Genomic DNA, 17,562 nt, shown 5'->3' on the forward strand with positions numbered 1-17,562 from the left:
GGCCCCGCGCCCCTCGTGCCATCAGGCCGAGGGGCGCGGTTCATGTGAGGTGGCTCAGGCGCCGTCGAGGTCAACCTGCAACGGTGCGGACGGATCAGCTGCCCACTGCTCCAGCGAGCCGTCGTAGAGACGAATGTCGCTGACCCCGGTGAGCGTCAACGCCAGCGCGTTCAAACTGGCCGAGATCCCGCCGCCGCAGTAGAGGACCAACGGGTATGACGAGATCGTCGCGTACGGAGCCCGCAGCGCGTCGGGGCCCGAGAGCAATCCGTCGTCCCCGACATGTGCCCGCGCCGGAATGTTGACGCTGCCGGGAATGTGGCCCCGGCGGCGGTACCGGGACGGAACCCGGCCGGCGAAGGCCTCGCCGGACAGCCCACACACCAGAGTTCCGGGTGCCGCGCCGGCCGCGATTGCCGCGACCGCGGCCTGGTCCGCCCACACATCGAGGGTTTGCGCCGGAGTCCAGGGATCTGCCGCAACGGGTTCCGGCTCCGCCCCCGCCGAGACGGGATACCGCGACGCCCACGCGGGCAACCCGCCGTCGAGCACCCGCGCGTCTACCCCGACCCAGCGCAGGGTCCACCACAGTCGAGCGGCCCACATCATGTCGCCACGGTCATAGGTGACCACCGTTGTGTGCGGGCCGATTCCGCGCCTGGCCAACCGGCCCGCCAGGTCGGCTGCGGCCGGTACCGCAAAGTGGTAGCCCGCGGAGCCGTCGTGGAGTTCGCCGACGAGGTCGAGGTGAACGGACCCGGGAATGTGGGCCTGGCGCCACAGGTGGCGCCCGGAGCGGACCTGGTGGTCGCCGTCGAAACGCGCAGCGGGCAGGTCAACGGAGGCGTCGGCGACCACCAGATCGTGGCTCGTGCGCAGGGCTGCCAGTTCGTCGGCGGAAATCAGCTCGGCCACCGCGGTCAGACCTTCACTGCGGGGGTGGCACAGACTTCGCGCCACACCGATGCCTCAGGGAGGATCCCATGGTGCGCAAGCCATTCGGCGTAGGGGCCGATGAGCTCGTCTCGCAGTGCTCCCCATCGGCCGTCGAAGAGCCAGGTGGTCGACACCGCGCGTGCCGAATCCAGCAGGAGCCGCTGCGGAAAGTACGGGGTGACGGCTTCGTACAACTCCGACACGGATTCCGGGTCAGCGGCCGCAGCGAGATATCCGCGCGCCGTGGCGGCCACCAGGGCCTGCACGGTCGATGGGTCGTCGAGTGCCCAGGATTGCCGGACCACGAGTACGTAATTGTGATAGCCGACCCCGAGGTGTTCGTCGACGTTCCACGCCAGCGAATCGGAAGCCTCGTCGCGCAGGTTGTCCCATGCCCAGTACGAGCCGAACGTGGCGTCGACGTGGCCGTCGGCGATCTCGGCGAGGGTCAGCTCCCGGCTGCCCAGATCGACGAACTGCACGGTCGACGGGTCTCCCCCGTCCCGTTCGACAAGGGCGCTGACCACCGCCACTCCGCGCGGTGTCGGATTGAGCCCTACTCTGCGATTGCTCAGGTCGGCGAGCCTGGTGATCCCGGTCGCGGTCACGGTCCGTACCGTGTCGAGCCCGCGCTGATTGACCGCCGCCACCGCCACCAGCTCCTCGCCTGCGCTGCGCCGCTGCAGCAGGCGGTTGAGTGGGGCGATGGCGACGTCGGCGTCACCGCGGCGTAGGTAATGCAACCCGTCACCGACACCGGGATCCGGTTGCAGGAATTCAAGGTCGATCCCCGCTTCGGCGTACCAGCCTTCGGTACGAGCCAGGTAGAACCCCGCGGAGTTGGGCCAGGGGTGGAAGTATTCGTTGACGATGCGAATCCGCTTGTTCGTCAAGGGCTTTCCTTCGTCGTGATGATGATGTCGGCCAGCTTCGCCGGCTGATGAAGGTTGATGAATCCCGTCTCGGCGTCAGCCCACTGCGTCCAGTGCGGCCGGTAGAGATCACCATCCCTGGCCAAGGCACGGCTACGCCGCAGGCCGGTGGGTGCTTCCATCCACACCCGCCAGCTGGCATGTGCTGCACTGTCTTTGGACAGCGCACCGACACCTTCGATCAGAACGGGCTGTCCAGAGTGCGCGTGGCGCAACGGCCCAGGTGCGCCGCGATCCCAATCGTAGGATTGCCATTGCGCGTTACGGCCTGCCGCCAACGGCCCGACGATCTGCGCGGCGACGATCTGCACCGCGTCCGCGAGCCCGCCCCAGCCCGGATAGATGTCCTCGACGTGGATCAACTGAACCGAAACGCCCTGCAGAGCAGCTCGATCGCATACCTCACGAGCCAGGGTGGTCTTTCCGGCGCCAGACCTGCCGTCGATCAGCACGATCGCGTCAGGGGCCACGACATGGGGCACGATCGCCTCGGCCCACTCGGCCAACCCGCTCACAGGGTCCGCCAGGTGCCCGTGTACACGGACACGCTGACCGCAGCCACCGCCGTCAGCACGGCGACTCCGACGAGCACCGCGTCAGCCCACGACAACGGCGACGGCCGCGCCCAGGTGCGCGTAGCCGCCGCACCAAAACCCTTGGCCTCCATCGCCGTAGCGAGCTTGCTGCCGCGACGGATCGCCAGAATCAGCAGAGTGAATGCCTGCGCCGCGGTTCGCCGTATCCGGCTGGCGAGGTTCCATCCGTCATCGAGACCACGTGCCCGGCGCGCCAGCGACAGATAGCGCCAGTCTTCGACGAACAACCCCACCAACCGCAACCCCGCCAGCCCGCCGAGCACAAAGCGGGCCGGAAGCCGCAACCGCTGGGCCAGGGCGTCGGCAAGGTCAGTCGGATCGGTCGTACTGAACAGGACGACTCCGGGAAGTCCGATGGCCAGAATCCGCAAGGCGGTCGCAACGGCGAGCTGGATCGATCCGTCGGACACGTTGACCGGACCGAAGGAGAAGTGGACCACGCCACTGACCTGGCCGTACAACACTGTCGTGATACCCGCCATGACTGCGCTGACCCAGACCGGCCACGTCGTCACCAGCCAGCGCGGGCTGCCGCTGCCGACCCACCCCAGCCACAGCGCCTCGCACCCCAACGCCACCGCAGCCGAAACCCAGTCGATGGACAGTAAGAGCACCACCGTGACAATCAGGACCGACACCAGTTTCGCGGCGGGGTTGAGCCAAAACCCAGGCCGTCCAGCCGGGTGATTGAGGACGGCCGAATCGGAACACGAGGCGATCGCCTCACCCGTCTCGGTCACAGCGCCGCCGAAGCACGTGCGTAGGCGGGCAATTCGATGACCTCGTCGGCGAGGGAGCCGACGAAGTCGTCGTCATGGGTGACGGCGACCACCGCATGCCCGTCCGACAACAGCGATCCCAACAGCTCGACGAGTTCGCGCCAGGTGCGCGCGTCCTGCCCGAACGTGGGTTCGTCGAGAATGACGACTCTGGGCCGGCTCGCCAGCACCGTGGCCACCGACAGGCGCCGTTTCTCGCCGCCGGACAAGGTGAACGGGTGCGCGGCGGCCAACGCCGTCAAGCGCAGGCGCTCGAGGAGATCGTCAATGCGAGCGCGGGTCTCGTCCTCGGCCAACCCCAGCGCACGCGGGCCCACTTCGAGTTCCGCACGCACTGTCGTGGTGAGGAACTGGTGTTCCGACTCCTGAAAGACGGTGCCGATCCTGGTGAGCAGATCCCTGGCCCGCCACCGGATGGGCTGGGTCCCAAGACCGCCGGCGAGCGAGTCCGCGGCGACGAACGCGCCGGCCGCCGGCCGCAGCAAGCCGGCTAAAGTCAGTGCGAGCGTGGACTTTCCGGCTCCGTTAGGGCCGGTGATGGCAAGCGCTCGGCCCGCTTGGACGGTGAAATCCAGCGAATGTCCGAGCGGCTCACGCTTGGAGCGCTCCACAGCGAGTGCCTCGGCCGACAGCAGTACCGGCGCGCTCGAGTTCCGTTGTTCTCGCGGCGGCGCACAATGGCGGCCGGGAACCCATACCCCGGCAGCGGCAAGATCGTCGGCCTGGGCGGTGAGGACCTGCTCCGGCGGCCCGTCGGCCACGACACCCGCCGTGGAATCCAGCACGATGACACGGTTGACCACGTTGAGCCACACCTCGACCCGGTGCTCGACCACCACCAACGTCGACTCGGTTTCGTCGAGTACCCGGGCCACCGCGTCCCGCACCTCCACGACGCCTGCGGGGTCGAGATTTGCGGTCGGCTCGTCGAGCAACAGCAGACCCGGCCGCAGCGCCAGGATGCCCGCCAGGGCAAGCCGTTGCTTCTGCCCACCCGACAACGCTGCCGTCGACGACTCCAACGGCACGTCGAGGCCCACCGAGGCGAGGCAATCCCGCACCCGCCGCCAGATCGCCTCCCGCGGCACGCCGAGATTCTCGGGTCCGAATGCCACGTCGTCGCCGACGCGCGACAGCACGATCTGGGAATCCGGATCCTGCATCAGCAAACCCACCGACCCCCGCCGCGACGCCGGTGGCTCGCCGTCGACAAGTAGCCGGCCGTGCTGCTCGCCTTCCTCGGCGCCCCCGAGAACCCCTGCCAGGGCATGCAGGAACGTGGATTTCCCCGCACCCGAGCGTCCCAGCAGAAGCACCCGTTCGCCGGGCTGGATCGTCACGGTCACATCCGAGAGCGCGCGGGCCTTCCGTCCGGCGTGCCGCCAGCCCCAGCCCAGCGCGTCGACACGAACACCGCCGGTGGTCATGTTCAGACCTCCCGGGTGACTTCCCGGCCGGCCGCGAAACGGCTCAGGACACCGGCGCGGGCGAGCGCCTGAACCAGATAGAAGCCCAGCACACCTGCGATGACGAGGCCTGAGATCAAAGAACCCGCGACGTAGACGACCCGGAACGTCGCGCTCACCCCGGGATACCAGAGGACGAGGTCGTTGATCGCCAGTGCCAGGCCGGCTGCGGCTCCCGCCAGCGCGGCCACCCGAACACCGAATCGGCGATACAGGAACGCCGCGAAGACGAGTTCGGCACCCAACCCCTGGACCGCCCCCGACACCAGGGTGAGGAAGCCCCACTGGGTGCCCACGACGGCCGACACCACGGCGGCGAGCAACTCGGTGTAGATGGCGGCTCCCGGCTTGCGGACGACGAGCCCGCCGGTGACTCCCGCAATCAGCCAGACGCCGCCCAGGATCGACGAGAGCCCGGGGAGAACCTGCAGCGGTGTGCTCAGCCCGTTGTAGGCGATGCCCCACGCCCAATAGACGACGCCGAACGCCACTCCGATGACGCTTGCGACGACGATGTCGACCACGCGCCACTTCGGCGTGGACGGCAGCGGGGACGACGAGGTGGATGTGACTGCTTCCGAAGACATGACGAAGTTCCTTTCGAACGGGATTTGGGGACGGCGGGCCGGAACCGACCCGCCGGAAGTTGACTCGCTGGAGTTACAGCGTTCCGGGACAGAGCTTTTCAGATCGGCAACACAGCTGGTGCATCAGACCTCCAGTCGAAGTGGTGGTCCCATCCCTCCGATGAGCGGCTCGCGTGAGTCTCGGCTCATCCAGGTTCTACGGGTTAGCGAGGCCGTCGATGGCCTGCTCTCTCAGCGGTGCACCCCGTGGGTCCTGCGTGCCGGAAACGGTAACACCGGCGCCTGCACGGGCCGTTCGGCCAAGTCGCGGCGCCCACGCGGCCGGACGCCGAATGACCTACGTCGGAACTCAAACGCACAGTTGACGCCAGCGGCGGCAGCACCCTGGCAACGGCCGCCGAGTATTGATCAAGCTGAGCACAACGCCCCTTCCCCCGCGTTCGCGGGGTATCGACGCCCCGACCGACGTGACGCGGGTCTCGGCACAGATTGAAAACCGGCCCCCGCGGGTACATAACCCGGCACACAAGCGACAGACGGGATGACCGCAACGATGTGTGGAGCGACGGGCGAGGTCCGGCTCGACAACCAGGCACCTGACGTGGCGGCGGTGACCGCGATGGCCGAGGCGATGACGCGCCGCGGACCCGACGGTTCCGGGGTGTGGTCGGCGGGCCGAGTGGCGCTGGCGCACCGGCGGCTCAAGATCATCGACCTGTCCGAGGCCGGTGCGCAGCCGATGGTCGACGCCGAACTGGGCCTGACCATCTGCTGGAACGGCTGCATCTACAACTACGAGGCGCTGCGCCGCGAACTCGCCGGGCACGGATACCGGTTCTTCTCGCACAGCGACACCGAGGTGCTGCTGAAGGCCTACCACCACTGGGGTGACCGGTTCGTCGAGCGGCTGCACGGCATGTTCGCCTTCGCGATCGCCGAGCGCGACAGCGGCAGAGTCCTGCTGGGCCGCGACCGGCTGGGCATCAAACCGCTGTACCTCAGCAGCGACACCCACCGCATCCGGTTCGCGTCGTCGCTGCCCGCACTGCTGGCCGGCGGTGGCGTCGACACCCGCATCGACCCGGTCGCGCTGCACCACTATCTGAGCTTCCACTCGGTGGTGCCCGCGCCGCACACCATCCTGCGCGGTGTCCGCAAGCTGGCGCCGGGCACCCTGCTGGCCGTCGAACCCGACGGCACCCAGACCACCACCACCTACTGGCAACCCGACTTCACCCGCCGCGCCGACCGTGCCGACTGGTCCGAAAAAGATTGGCAGGACGCGGTTCTCGCCGCCCTGCGGACGGCCGTCAAGAGAAGGCTGGTCGCCGACGTGCCCGTCGGGTGCCTGCTGTCCGGCGGAGTCGACTCCAGCCTGATCGTCGGCCTGCTGTCCGAGGCCGGCCAACACGGCCTGTCCACGTTCTCCATCGGCTTCGAGTCGGTCGGCGGCGTCAAGGGCGACGAGTTCGTCTACTCCGACCTCGTCGCGCAGCGGTTCGGCACCGATCACCACCAGATCCGCATCGACACCGCACGGATGCTGCCCGCCCTCGACGGGGCGATCGGCGCCATGAGCGAACCCATGGTCAGCCACGACTGTGTGGCGTTCTATCTTCTGAGCCAAGAGGTTTCCCGCCACGTGAAGGTGGTGCAGTCCGGTCAGGGCGCCGACGAGGTATTCGCCGGCTACCACTGGTATCCCCCGATGGGCCACGCCGACGCGGCCGGTGTGGCGGGTTCGGTGCAGCGCTACCGCGCGGCGTTCTTCGACCGCGACCACGGCGGAGTCAATGCCCTGCTGTCCGAGGAGCTCGCGGCTGACGACAGCCTGGCGTTCGTCACCGACCACTTCGCGCGCCCGGGCGCGCAGACCGGCGTGGACCGCGCACTGCGTCTGGACACCACCGTGATGTTGGTCGACGACCCGGTCAAGCGGGTCGACAACATGACGATGGCGTGGGGGCTGGAGGGCCGGGTGCCGTTCCTCGACCACGAACTCGTCGAGCTCGCGGCCAGCTGCCCACCCGAACTCAAGACCGCCCACGGCGGCAAGGGCGTGCTGAAAGAGGCAGCCCGACAGGTGATTCCGGCCGAGGTGATCGACCGGCCGAAGGGTTATTTCCCGGTTCCGGCGCTGACGCACCTGGAAGGGCCGTACCTGGACCTGGTCCGCGACGCCCTCTACGCGCCACAGGCCAAGGAGCGTGGGCTGTTCCGTCCGGACGCCGTCGAACGGCTGCTCGCCGACCCGAATGCCACCCTGACGCCGCTGCGCGGTAACGAACTGTGGCAGCTCGGCCTGCTGGAACTGTGGTTGCAGAACCACGACATCACCGGGGCCGCGGCATGATCCACACTGAAGCCATCACAATGGGCCTGCACGACGCCTCCCCGCCCGACCTCGTCGACGCGATGGACGACGACGTGGTCCTCGAACTCGGCTGGGGCCGTTTGATTTTCGGGCAGACCTTCAGCGACCCGGACAAGCTGGCCGGTGTCCTGCAGCAGGAGGAGCAGGGCCGCCGCGACATCTGCATCTACGCCCGGGAATCCCATGTGCTGGTGGCCAAGTCACCGGCCGAACTGTTCATCGACCCCAGCCACACCTACCGCCGCCGCTTCAGCGACGGCGAGGACGTCGCGCCGCACCAGCCCATCGGCTTCTCGATCCGGGCCCTGGGCGACAAGGCCGAAGCCGACGCGATGAACCGGGTGTACGTGCGCTGCGGCATGGTGCCCGCCCCGACCGATCTGATCTGGGACAACCACCTGCACGCCGACGCCGTCGAGTATCTCGTCGCGGTCCGCGACGACGACGCAACCGTCGTGGGCACCGTGACCGGAGTGGACCATCGCCGGCTGTTCAACGACCCCGAGGACGGTGCCAGCCTGTGGACGCTGGCCGTCGATCCGACCGCCAGCCTGCCGGGCATCGGCGCCGCACTCACCGAGACGCTCGCCGCGATCTTCCGCGGCCGCGGCCGCGCCTACCTGGACCTGTCGGTGGCCTACGACAACGACGCGGCGATCGGCCTCTACGAGAAGCTGGGCTTCAAGCGGGTGCCGGTGCTGGCCGTCAAACGCAAGAACGCGATCAACGAGCCGCTGTTCACCCCGGCGTCGGAAACCGTCGACGACCTCAACCCGTACGCCCGCATCATCGCCGACGAGGCGATGCGCCGCGGCATCCACATCGAGGTCCTCGACGCCGAAACCGGTGAGATGCGGCTGTCACACGGCGGTCGCAGTGTCGTCACCCGAGAATCGTTGAGCGAGTACACCTCTGCGGTGGCGATGAGCCGCTGCGACGACAAGCGGCTGACCCGTCGCATCGTCTCCGAGGCCGGCATCGCGGTCCCCACCGGCAGGCTGGCGACCTTCGACGCCGACGACCACGCATTCCTGGCCGAGGTCGGTGACGTCGTGGTCAAGCCGACCCGCGGCGAACAGGGAAAGGGCATCACCGTCGGGGTGGACAGCCCCGAAGCGCTGGACGACGCGCTGGCCAGGGCGCGTGAACACCATCCCGAGGTGCTCATCGAGCAGCGCGCCCAGGGCGACGACCTGCGGCTGGTGGTGATCGACGGCAAAGTCGTCGCCGCCGCGGTGCGCAAACCCGCTGAGGTGGTGGGCACCGGACGGCACACCGTGCGGGAGCTGATCGAGACCCAGAGCCGGCGCCGTGCCGCCGCCACCGGCGGCGAGTCACACATCCCGCTCGATGCGGTCACCGAGACCACGGTGGCCGAGGCCGGCTGGACATTGGACGCCGTGCTGCCCGAGGGCGAGCGGCTGCGGGTACGCCGGGCGGCCAACCTGCACCAGGGCGGCACCATCCACGACGTGACCGCGATCGTGCATCCGGAGTTACGCAGGGTGGCCGTCGCCGCCGCACAGGCCATCGGAATCCCGGTCACCGGCATCGACCTGCTGGTCACCGACGTCACCCGTGCCGACTACGTATTCATCGAGGCCAACGAACGGCCCGGGCTGGCCAACCACCAGCCGCAGCCCACCGCCGCGGCGTTCGTCGACTTCCTGTTCCCCGGCAATCCGGGGCTACCACAGCCGTGGACGCCCAACGGGGTGTGAATTCACCAGGTGCTGGTGCGCAGAACGATCTCGGCGGCCAGCTGCGCGGTGGACTCGGCGGCATTGCGCCGTCCGGTGAACTCCACCAACCGGTAGTCGCTGTAGACGTAGCGCTGGCTGGCTTTGGCCAGTGCGCGGGCCGCCGGGCTGCTGACCAGAGCGGTGGTGTTGATCTCGACCGGCGGGCAGTCCTCGTCGCGGATGACGCCGTGCTGATCGGGGACCCGGGGGTGGCCGCGGTCGATCACGATCAGGCCGGTGAAGCGGTCCAGGCGGGTGGCCGCGAGTTCCCAGGCCTGTTCGGCTCCGGCGCGGTCACCGACCAATACGCCCCAGCGCACATCGAGGGTGTCCAGCAGGCCGGTCACGGCCTTGGGATGCAGCCGCGGGTCGTGGCCGATGACGACAGTGCGGACCGACGCCGTGTGCAGGCGGTGACACACCGCGTCATAAGCGGCAGGTGCGTGCTGGGCAGCACCCAGCACGACTACGTACGGTCCCTTCTCCGGGCCTGTCACACTGACCTGCACGGGGAACCCGTCGACAGTCACCATCGTCGAAGGCATTTCGCCACGCTACTCCGAAAGCGGAGTGCGGCGGGCCGTTTCGCGAACCTTAGTCGGCCGCTCCTCAGCGAGCCCTCATCTTGGCGGCCTGCTTGGCAAATGAATCCAAGAAGGTCTGTGGCAGAGCCGCTTTGGCGGGAACACCGGGATTCGGTGTGGGAAAAGCGCTTCCGAACACGGCCAGGGATCCGACATTCTGGAACGCCATGTACACGCTGTTGGCCGCACCACCGAGCTGCATCGTCTGCTGGTACGCCAGCGCACCGTCGGGCGCACCGGCCAGCTTGGTGGTCGTGATCGGGATACCCGCCGAGGCGGTGTCGAAGAGGGCCTCGAACTTCGCGCAGCGTTCGGCGGCCGCCTGCAGCCTGTCCAGATCCAGATTCCACGACACGACGGTCATCAGCATGCGTGCGCCGTCGTAGCTCACCGCGTACTTGAGTGCGCTGCCCGGGCCGCGCTGCGCCGACTGGGCGATCACATTGGTCAGCGCGTTCGCGCAGCCTTCCGGCCGCGACAGCATCGACGGCGGAGCACCGGCCCCGTCGGGCTGGCCGGGCGTTTCGGTGATGCGGTCGAACTGGACACCGGGCGGGAAGTCCGCGGCGCCCAGCGCCACCTTGTCCAGCGTGGCACCCGGCCAGGTCGGGCTGCCCGCGACCGTGGATCCGCAGCCGGCCGCGACGAGGACGGTTACCGCGAGCATCGCGCTGCGCACTCCCCGGCGGGCCATGGTGACCAGGCTACCGACGCAGTGCCGTGGTGATCGTGGGCCGCCCTGGAGCGCCGCGGTCGAGCAGGGCCAGCAGGGCCTCGATGTCGAGGTGGCCGGCCAGCAGGTCGGCCATGACGTCGAGCTGGGCGTCACGGCGCGCGGACACGCTGACGTCGCCGGCGACCACGAATTCGTGCCTGCCCGCCGCCGCGGCGGCGGCGCGCAGCCAGTCCCGGCGCAGCTCGTCGTTGTCGAGCAGGCCGTGCCAGTGGGTGCCGAACACCGGGCCGCGCAGATAGCCGTGCGCGGTGCCGTCGACGTCGAACCAGGTGTCCTCGGTACAGCGGGTGAGCCGGCCGTGGTGGATCTCGTACCCCGACAGCGGAGCCTCCCAGCGGGCGAGCACCTTGTCGGCGGCGAACTCGACGTCGGCGTCGAGCAGTCCGAGCCCGGGCACCTCGCCGCTGCGGGTCTCCACGGTGTCGACGATGCGGCGGCACAGCATCTGGAATCCGCCGCAGATTCCCAGCACCACACGACCCGAGCGGGCGTGCGACTCGATGGCCGCGTCCAGTCCCCGCTCGCGCAGCCACTGCAGGTCGGCGACAGTGGCCTTGCTACCGGGGATGACGACGACATCGGCGTCGGCCACCTCAGCGGGATCGGTGACCCACCCGACCAGCACCCCGGGTTCGCAGGCCAGCGCCTCGACGTCAGTGGAGTTGGAGATCCGCGGCAACCGGATCGCGGCCACCCGCAGCCACTGCTGCCCGCGCGGCGGGGCGGGCACGCCGATCACCTGCCTGGCAACCACCGACACCGAGTCCTCGGCATCGAGCCACAGGTCCTCGCAATACGGCACCACCCCATAGGTGGGGCGCCCGGACAGCGCGGCGAGCTGATCGAGCCCGGGGGCCAGCAGTGCGGGGTCGCCGCGGAACTTGTTGACGATGAAGCCGGCGATCAGCGCCTGGTCTTCGGGTGCGAGCACGGCGACGGTGCCGAACAGGTGGGCCAGCAGGCCACCGCGGTCGATGTCGCCGACCACGACGACGGGCAGATTCGCCGCCCGGGCCAATCCCATGTTCGCCAGATCTGTTGCCCGCAGGTTGATCTCGGCTGGGGAGCCGGCGCCCTCGCACAGCACGACGTCGAACTCGGCTCGCAGCCCGGCCAGTTCGTCGGCCACCACACCGGCGAGCTGGTCGCGGTGTTCGATGTAGTCGACGGCGCTGACCTGCCCGACCGGCCGGCCGCGCACCACCAGTTGCGAGGTGCGGTCGCTGCCGGGTTTGAGCAGCACCGGGTTGAAGCGAATGCTGGGGGCCAGGCCCGCGGCGCGGGCCTGCATTCCTTGCGCCCGGCCGATCTCACCGCCGTCGACAGTGACCACCGAGTTGTTGCTCATGTTCTGCGCCTTGAACGGCGCCACCCGAATTCCCTTGCGCGCCAGCAATCTACACAGGCCGGCGACCACCATCGACTTGCCGGCATCGGAGGTGGTCCCGGCGATCAGCAGCGCCCCGCCGCTCACGTCCCCGCGCCGAGCGTGCGGTGTCGTACGCAACACGCCGCTGACCGCGTACGAGGACGCACACTCACCACCGCTATGGGGCCAGGGTCAGGATCTCGGCGCCGTCGTCGGTGACCACCAGGGTGTGCTCGAACTGCGCCGTCCACTTGCGGTCCCTGGTCGCCACCGTCCAGCCGTCGTCCCAGATCTCGTAGTCCAGTGCGCCGAGGTTGATCATCGGCTCGATGGTGAACGTCATCCCCGGTTCGAGAACGGTTTCCACATTGGGCTGGTCGTAGTGCAGCACCACCAGGCCGTTGTGGAAGGTGGTGCCGATGCCGTGTCCGGTGAAATCGCGAACCACGCTGTAGCCGAAGCGGTTTGCGTATGCCTCGATGACCCGGCCCACCGCCGACAGCGCCCGGCCGGGCTTAACGGCCTTGATGGCTCGCATGGTGGTCTCGTGCGTGCGCTCGACGAGCAGGCGATGCTCCTCGGCGACGTCACCGGCCAGGAAGGTGGCGTTGGTGTCGCCGTGCACACCGTGGATGTAGGCGGTGACGTCGATGTTGACGATGTCGCCGTCCTCGACGACGGTCGAGTCCGGGATGCCGTGGCAGATGATCTCGTTGAGCGAGGTGCAGCACGACTTGGGGAAGCCCTTGTAGCCCAGCGTCGACGGGTAGGCGCCGTGGTCGACCATGTACTCGTGGGCGATGCGGTCCAGTTCGTCGGTGGTCACCCCGGGGGCCACAGCCTTACCGGCCTCGGCCAGCGCACCGGCGGCGATCCGGCCGGCGATGCGCATCTTCTCGATCACCTCGGGGGTCTGCACCCACGGCTCGGAACCCTCCTGGACCGTCGGCTTCCAGACATACTCCGGACGCTCGATCGACTTGGGCACTGGCAGGGTCGGCGAAACCACTCCGGCACGAAGAGCGCTGCGTACGGTCATGATCAAAGCCTAGCGGCGACGCAGCAGTGGGCGCTTGGGGCCGCGCACGTTGACCATGCCCATCACCACCCGGCCGGTGAGCACCACGTGCGGGCTGCCCTCGGCGGGCGCATCCTTGCGGCGGTCGCGGGCACTACCGCCGTAGACGGTGACATCGTCGATGGAGGCGCTGGCGCCCTCGGGCAACCGCAGGTCCAGCGAGCCGCGCACCAGGTCCAGTTCGATCACCACGACCGGGCCGGCGAAGCGGGCGTTGGTCAGGTCGAGTTCGACCGACCCCACCCGGCGCACCAGGGCCAGCCGAGTAGGTACCGTCCACTCCCCCTGCCGCTTGAGCGAGCCGAGCCAGCCGCGCAGTTCCACCCGATCGGCGGCCGAGGTGACGATGGCCCCCGGCCCGGGCAGGTCGTCGACCAGGACGTCGAGCTCAGTGCGCATCCGGGCCGCCGACACCTGCGCGGAGCGCTCCTCGAACTCGCCGATGTCGATCAGCCCGAGGGCGACGGCGTTGTGCAGCCGCCGCAGAGTCCCATTGCGGTCGGCGTCGGAGACCCGCATCGCGGGCGTGTTGTCGATTCCGGTCATGACCTGTCCACGGTACCTGCGCAGCGCCGCACCCGATGGGCCTGCATTAACCTGTCTCGCGATGACTGAACTGACGCGGCGCACCGTCTTGATCGCGGGCGCGGTCGGACCGCTGGCGGCGTGCGGCACCTCGACCGACAAAGTGAAGCCCGCCAGCATGCCGGTGTCCGGTCAGGCCCTCGCCGGCACCGCCGACATCCCGGTCGGGTCGGGCAAGGTGGTCGGCGACACCGTCGTGACGCAGCCCGCCGCCGGGAAGTTCGAGGCGTTCATCGCCCGCTGCACCCACGCCGGCTGTGTGCTCCCGGGCGTGGAAGGCGACTCCATCAACTGCCCGTGCCACGGCAGCCGGTTCGGCCTGGACGGCGCGGTGCTGCGTGGGCCGGCGATGCAGCCTCTGACGCCGGTGAAGGTCACCGTGAAGGGCGGCCTGGTCGTCGCCGACTGACGGTCACGGCGTCGTGCTGATCCCGCGGATGAAGATGTCGAGCATCTGGGTGATGTATTCGGGGCGCACCGGCGCATCGGCGAACACCACGTCGAACAGCGAGGCGCCGGAGAACATCCGGATCGCCTCCGCCGGGTCCACGTCGTCGCGCAGTTCGCCGCGCTCCTCGGCGCGGCGCAGCACCGTCGTCAGCTCGTCGAGGCGCACGCGCCAGTAGTCGATCCGGACGTCGGAGAGGTCGGCGTCACCGGATGCCGCCAGGAAGCGGTGCATCGAGCGCCGGCCCTCCGCAGTCTGGGACAGCGCCACCATGGACTGCACCAGCGCCATCAGGTCCCCGCGAAGGCTGCCCGTGTCCGGGATCGGCACCCGCTGCGCCGAGCTGCTGAGCTGGGCGTCGAGCAACAGCACCCGGCGATCACCCCAGTTTCTGGTGATCACGGTCGTGTCGACGCCCGCTCGGCGGGCGACCCGCTCCAGGGAGAAGGCGTCAATGCCCGAGGCGATCACCTCGGCCAGCGCGGCGTCGAGGATCGCCTGCTTGTCCACCCCGTCGTCCATAAGGTCATCTAACCGGTCGCGGCGACGCGGTCAGGCCAGAAAGTCGGCAGGAAGTTCGTCAAGCATCATCTTGACCATCCGCACCGCATACTCCGAACTGCCGCCGCCGACGATCAGCGATGCGAATGCCATGTCACCGCGGTAGCCGGTGAACCAGGCGTGCGAGCCGCCCGCGAACTCCGCCTCACCGGTCTTGCCGCGCACGTCGCCTGCGCCCTGGATGTCCTTGGCCGTTCCGTTGGTGACCACCAGCCGCATCATCTCGCGCAGTCCGTCGAGCATGGGCTGGCTGATCTGCGGATGGTCACCGGTCTCGGTGGTCTGCCGCCCGACGATCAGATGCGGCGTCGGCGTCTTGCCCGCGGCGACCGTGGCCGCCGCCAGCGCCATCCCGAACGGGGTCACCAGGACCTTGCCCTGCCCGAAGCCGTCCTCGGTGCGTTCGGCGAGGTTGACCGTCGGCGGCACCGTGCCGGTCACCGTGGTCAGGCCGTCAATCGTGTAGTCCTGGCCGATGCCGTACTGGGAGGCGGCCACCGTCAGGGCGGTCGGCGGCATCCGGCTGGCCAGTTCGGCGAACGTCGTGTTGCACGAGTTGGCGAACGCCTTGGACATCGGCACGGTGCCCAGGTCGAACTTGTTGTAGTTCGGGATGGTCCGGTCGCCGATGTCGATCTGGCCCGGGCAACCCAGCAGGGTGTTCGGGGTGGCCAAGTTGCGGTCGATCGCCGCGCCCGCGGTGATGATCTTGAACGTCGACCCCGGCGGGTAGAGGCCCGTGGTGGCTGCCGGGCCGTCGGCGTCGGCTGCCGCGTTCTGGGCGACGGCGAGGATCTCCCCCGTCGACGGCTTGATGACGACGATCATCGCCTTGCGGCCCTGGGTGTCGACGGCGTGCTGGGCGGCGTTCTGCACCGCGCGGTCCAGGGTGATCGAGACCGACGGTGCAGGCTGGGGCGGCACCTCGTTGAGGACGTCGACGTCGTTGCCGTTCTGGTTGACGCTGACCACCCGCCAGCCGGCCTCGCCGTCGAGTTGGTCGATGACCGACTTCTTGACCTCGGTGATGATCGCCGGCGCGAACGAGTCGTCGGTGGGCAGCAGGTCGGCCTGCGGCGTGACGACCACCCCGGGCAGCGGGTCGAGGGCGCCGGCGACCTTGTCGTGGTCGGACGGGCGCAGGGTGATCAGGTCCAGCGGCCGGCTCGACGAGCTGGCCTGCTCGGCCAGGCGCTGCGGGTCGAGGGTGTTGTCGAACTGGCGCAGCTGGTCGACGACGATCCGCGCGGTGGACATCAGGTCGCCGCCGGCCTTGGCGGCGTCGAGCTGGTAGCGGTAGAGATTGCCGGGCACCAGCACGTCGCTGCCGCCGAGCTCGTTGACCGAGGCGCGCCGCGGAGGGTCGGCCCGCAAGGCGAAGGTCTGATGCTCACCGAGCTTGGGGTGCAGGTCGGTGGCGGCCCACCGGACGCGCCAGGTGCCCTCGTCGCGGATCATCTGCAGCACACCGTCGTAGGTCCACGTCCGCTTCTTCGGCAGCTGCCAGGTGAAGCGGTAGGTCACGCTGCCGGTGTCCTCGGCGTAGCGCGTGCTGAGAATCTGCGTGTCGAGACGTCTCGCCTGCAGTCCCGACCACGCCTCGTTGAGGGCGGACTGCGCGTCGGACGGCCGGTCGGACAGCTGGGCCGCCCCGGAGGTGTCGCCCTTGGCCAGGTCGGCGAGGAACTGCTGGGCTGTCGGCGCCGGACCGTCGGGGCGCGGGGTGCAGGCCGACAGCGTGGCCGAGGCAGCCACGACCGACAGCACCGACAGCGCGCCTGTGACTCGTGTTGCTAATGAGGTGCAAGTAGCCATTGGGGCAGATGTTATGAGTCTGTGACCCCGATCGGTCGGAGGCGCACCGTGGCCGACACAGCGAAGTGCCGATGAAAACCGAATAGCGGCAACAAGAACCCGTCAGTCGAGCAGGACGGTCGCGAACATGCCGACCTCGGCGAAACCGACCCGCGCGTAGGCCGCGCGAGCCACGGTGTTGAAGCTGTTGACGTACAGGCTCGCAATCCGCCCGCTGTCGACCACCGACGCGGCGACGGCAGCGGTGCCTGCGGTGCCCAGCCCGCGGCCACGCCACTCCGGGTGCACCCAGACCCCCTGGATCTGGCCGACCACCGGCGACTGCGACCCCACCTCGGCTTTGAACACCACCTGACCGTGCTCGAAGCGGGCGAACGCGCGCCCGGCGGCGATCAGGCTGGCGACCCGGCGGCGGTACCCCCGGCCGCCGTCACCGATCCGCGGGTCGATACCGACCTCGCCGATGAACATGTCGATCGCGGCGACCAGGTAGGCGTCGAGTTCGTCGACCCGCACCCGGCGCACGGCAGGGTCGACCCCACACGACGGCCGCGCGCCGATGGCCATCAGCGGCTGGCGGTCGCGCACATCGCGCGCCGGGCCCCACGCGTGCTGCAACCGGTCCCACATCGGCAGCACCAGCTCGGCCCTGCCGACCAGTGACGAGCAGCGCCGCGCGGTGCTCATAGCCTTGTCGGCGAACGCGAACAGATCGGCCTGCGAGCCGCGCAGCGGAATCAGGTTCGCCCCGGCGTAGCACAGGGACTCCTCGGCGCGCCTGCGCGTCCACAGCTCACCGCCGATGGCCTGCGGGTCGACGCCATGCTCGGCGACCCGGGCGGCCACCATGCAGGACCCCACCGGATCGTCGGCCAGTACCCGGCCCACCGCGGCGGCATCGCGCGCCACTGACACCCGTCGTTCGTCGACCAGACGAAACAGTGGCGGTGCCGACATGGGCTTACTTTCTGCGG

Annotated in this window: 17 protein-coding genes; 3 read left to right on the forward strand and 14 right to left on the reverse strand. The window is 69.1% G+C overall.

The features are described from left to right. Positions 1–54: 54 nt before the first annotated feature. The 6 genes from HBE64_RS15085 to HBE64_RS15110 form a co-directional block, all read right to left on the reverse strand. A complete protein-coding gene (locus tag HBE64_RS15085) occupies positions 55–915 on the reverse strand; it encodes a sulfurtransferase (protein WP_167103645.1) in 861 nt (286 codons plus the stop codon). A gap of 5 nt (positions 916–920) precedes the next feature. Further along, the gene (locus HBE64_RS15090) at positions 921–1,829 is read right to left on the reverse strand and encodes an ABC transporter substrate-binding protein (RefSeq protein ID WP_208300486.1); all 909 of its coding nucleotides are present in this window, start codon (positions 1,827–1,829) and stop codon (positions 921–923) included. Next, positions 1,826–2,383 (reverse strand): hypothetical protein, encoded by a 558-nt coding sequence (locus HBE64_RS15095; RefSeq protein WP_167103648.1) that lies wholly within the window; start codon positions 2,381–2,383, stop codon positions 1,826–1,828. The genes HBE64_RS15090 and HBE64_RS15095 overlap by 4 nt, the downstream gene beginning before the upstream one ends. Further along, on the reverse strand, positions 2,380–3,102 hold the full coding sequence (locus HBE64_RS15100) for an energy-coupling factor transporter transmembrane protein EcfT (protein ID WP_243841329.1): 723 nt from the start codon (positions 3,100–3,102) through the stop codon (positions 2,380–2,382). The genes HBE64_RS15095 and HBE64_RS15100 overlap by 4 nt, the downstream gene beginning before the upstream one ends. A 98-nt stretch (positions 3,103–3,200) precedes the next feature. Continuing rightward, positions 3,201–4,670, reverse strand: a complete 1,470-nt coding sequence (locus HBE64_RS15105; protein WP_167103651.1) for an ABC transporter ATP-binding protein — start codon at positions 4,668–4,670, stop codon at positions 3,201–3,203. A 2-nt stretch (positions 4,671–4,672) separates the two neighbouring features. Then, a complete protein-coding gene (locus HBE64_RS15110) occupies positions 4,673–5,296 on the reverse strand; it encodes an ECF transporter S component (RefSeq protein ID WP_167103654.1) in 624 nt (207 codons plus the stop codon). Between the two features lie 553 nt (positions 5,297–5,849). Between HBE64_RS15110 and HBE64_RS15115 the strand changes: the two genes are divergently transcribed. Continuing rightward, positions 5,850–7,649 carry an N-acetylglutaminylglutamine amidotransferase gene (locus HBE64_RS15115; protein WP_167109238.1) on the forward strand — a complete coding sequence of 600 codons (1,800 nt, stop codon included), beginning with the start codon at positions 5,850–5,852 and terminating at the stop codon, positions 7,647–7,649. Continuing rightward, the gene (ngg, locus tag HBE64_RS15120; RefSeq protein WP_167103657.1) at positions 7,646–9,391 is read left to right on the forward strand and encodes an N-acetylglutaminylglutamine synthetase; all 1,746 of its coding nucleotides are present in this window, start codon (positions 7,646–7,648) and stop codon (positions 9,389–9,391) included. Before HBE64_RS15115 ends, ngg begins: the two co-directional genes overlap by 4 nt. A gap of 2 nt (positions 9,392–9,393) precedes the next feature. Here the strand turns inward: ngg and HBE64_RS15125 are convergent, their stop codons facing one another. From HBE64_RS15125 to HBE64_RS15145, 5 genes are all read right to left on the reverse strand, one after another. Further along, positions 9,394–9,957 (reverse strand): alpha/beta hydrolase, encoded by a 564-nt coding sequence (locus HBE64_RS15125; RefSeq protein ID WP_167103660.1) that lies wholly within the window; start codon positions 9,955–9,957, stop codon positions 9,394–9,396. A gap of 64 nt (positions 9,958–10,021) precedes the next feature. Further along, positions 10,022–10,690, reverse strand: a complete 669-nt coding sequence (locus HBE64_RS15130; RefSeq protein WP_243841330.1) for a hypothetical protein — start codon at positions 10,688–10,690, stop codon at positions 10,022–10,024. Positions 10,691–10,700: 10 nt separating this feature from the next. Next, complete coding sequence (locus HBE64_RS15135; protein WP_167109242.1) at positions 10,701–12,206, reverse strand: cobyric acid synthase; 1,506 nt, start codon at positions 12,204–12,206, stop codon at positions 10,701–10,703. A 73-nt stretch (positions 12,207–12,279) separates the two neighbouring features. Continuing rightward, positions 12,280–13,140 (reverse strand): type I methionyl aminopeptidase, encoded by an 861-nt coding sequence (gene map / locus HBE64_RS15140; protein WP_167103663.1) that lies wholly within the window; start codon positions 13,138–13,140, stop codon positions 12,280–12,282. A gap of 9 nt (positions 13,141–13,149) precedes the next feature. Beyond that, positions 13,150–13,725, reverse strand: a complete 576-nt coding sequence (locus HBE64_RS15145) for a DUF1707 domain-containing protein (protein ID WP_167103666.1) — start codon at positions 13,723–13,725, stop codon at positions 13,150–13,152. Between the two features lie 61 nt (positions 13,726–13,786). Here HBE64_RS15145 and HBE64_RS15150 point away from each other — a divergent pair, with 61 nt between their 5' ends. After that, on the forward strand, positions 13,787–14,173 hold the full coding sequence (locus HBE64_RS15150; RefSeq protein WP_167103669.1) for a ubiquinol-cytochrome c reductase iron-sulfur subunit: 387 nt from the start codon (positions 13,787–13,789) through the stop codon (positions 14,171–14,173). A gap of 3 nt (positions 14,174–14,176) precedes the next feature. Here the strand turns inward: HBE64_RS15150 and HBE64_RS15155 are convergent, their stop codons facing one another. The 3 genes from HBE64_RS15155 to HBE64_RS15165 all read right to left on the reverse strand — a co-directional run bounded on the left by HBE64_RS15155 (position 14,177) and on the right by HBE64_RS15165 (position 17,545). Further along, positions 14,177–14,734, reverse strand: a complete 558-nt coding sequence (locus HBE64_RS15155) for a TetR/AcrR family transcriptional regulator (protein WP_167103672.1) — start codon at positions 14,732–14,734, stop codon at positions 14,177–14,179. A gap of 30 nt (positions 14,735–14,764) precedes the next feature. Continuing rightward, on the reverse strand, positions 14,765–16,588 hold the full coding sequence (locus HBE64_RS15160; RefSeq protein WP_167103673.1) for a penicillin-binding transpeptidase domain-containing protein: 1,824 nt from the start codon (positions 16,586–16,588) through the stop codon (positions 14,765–14,767). A gap of 102 nt (positions 16,589–16,690) precedes the next feature. Further along, a complete protein-coding gene (locus HBE64_RS15165; protein WP_167103674.1) occupies positions 16,691–17,545 on the reverse strand; it encodes a GNAT family N-acetyltransferase in 855 nt (284 codons plus the stop codon). Positions 17,546–17,562 lie beyond the last annotated feature (17 nt).

It is taken from the genome of Mycobacterium sp. DL592, assembly GCF_011694515.1.
GTDB lineage: Bacteria > Actinomycetota > Actinomycetes > Mycobacteriales > Mycobacteriaceae > Mycobacterium.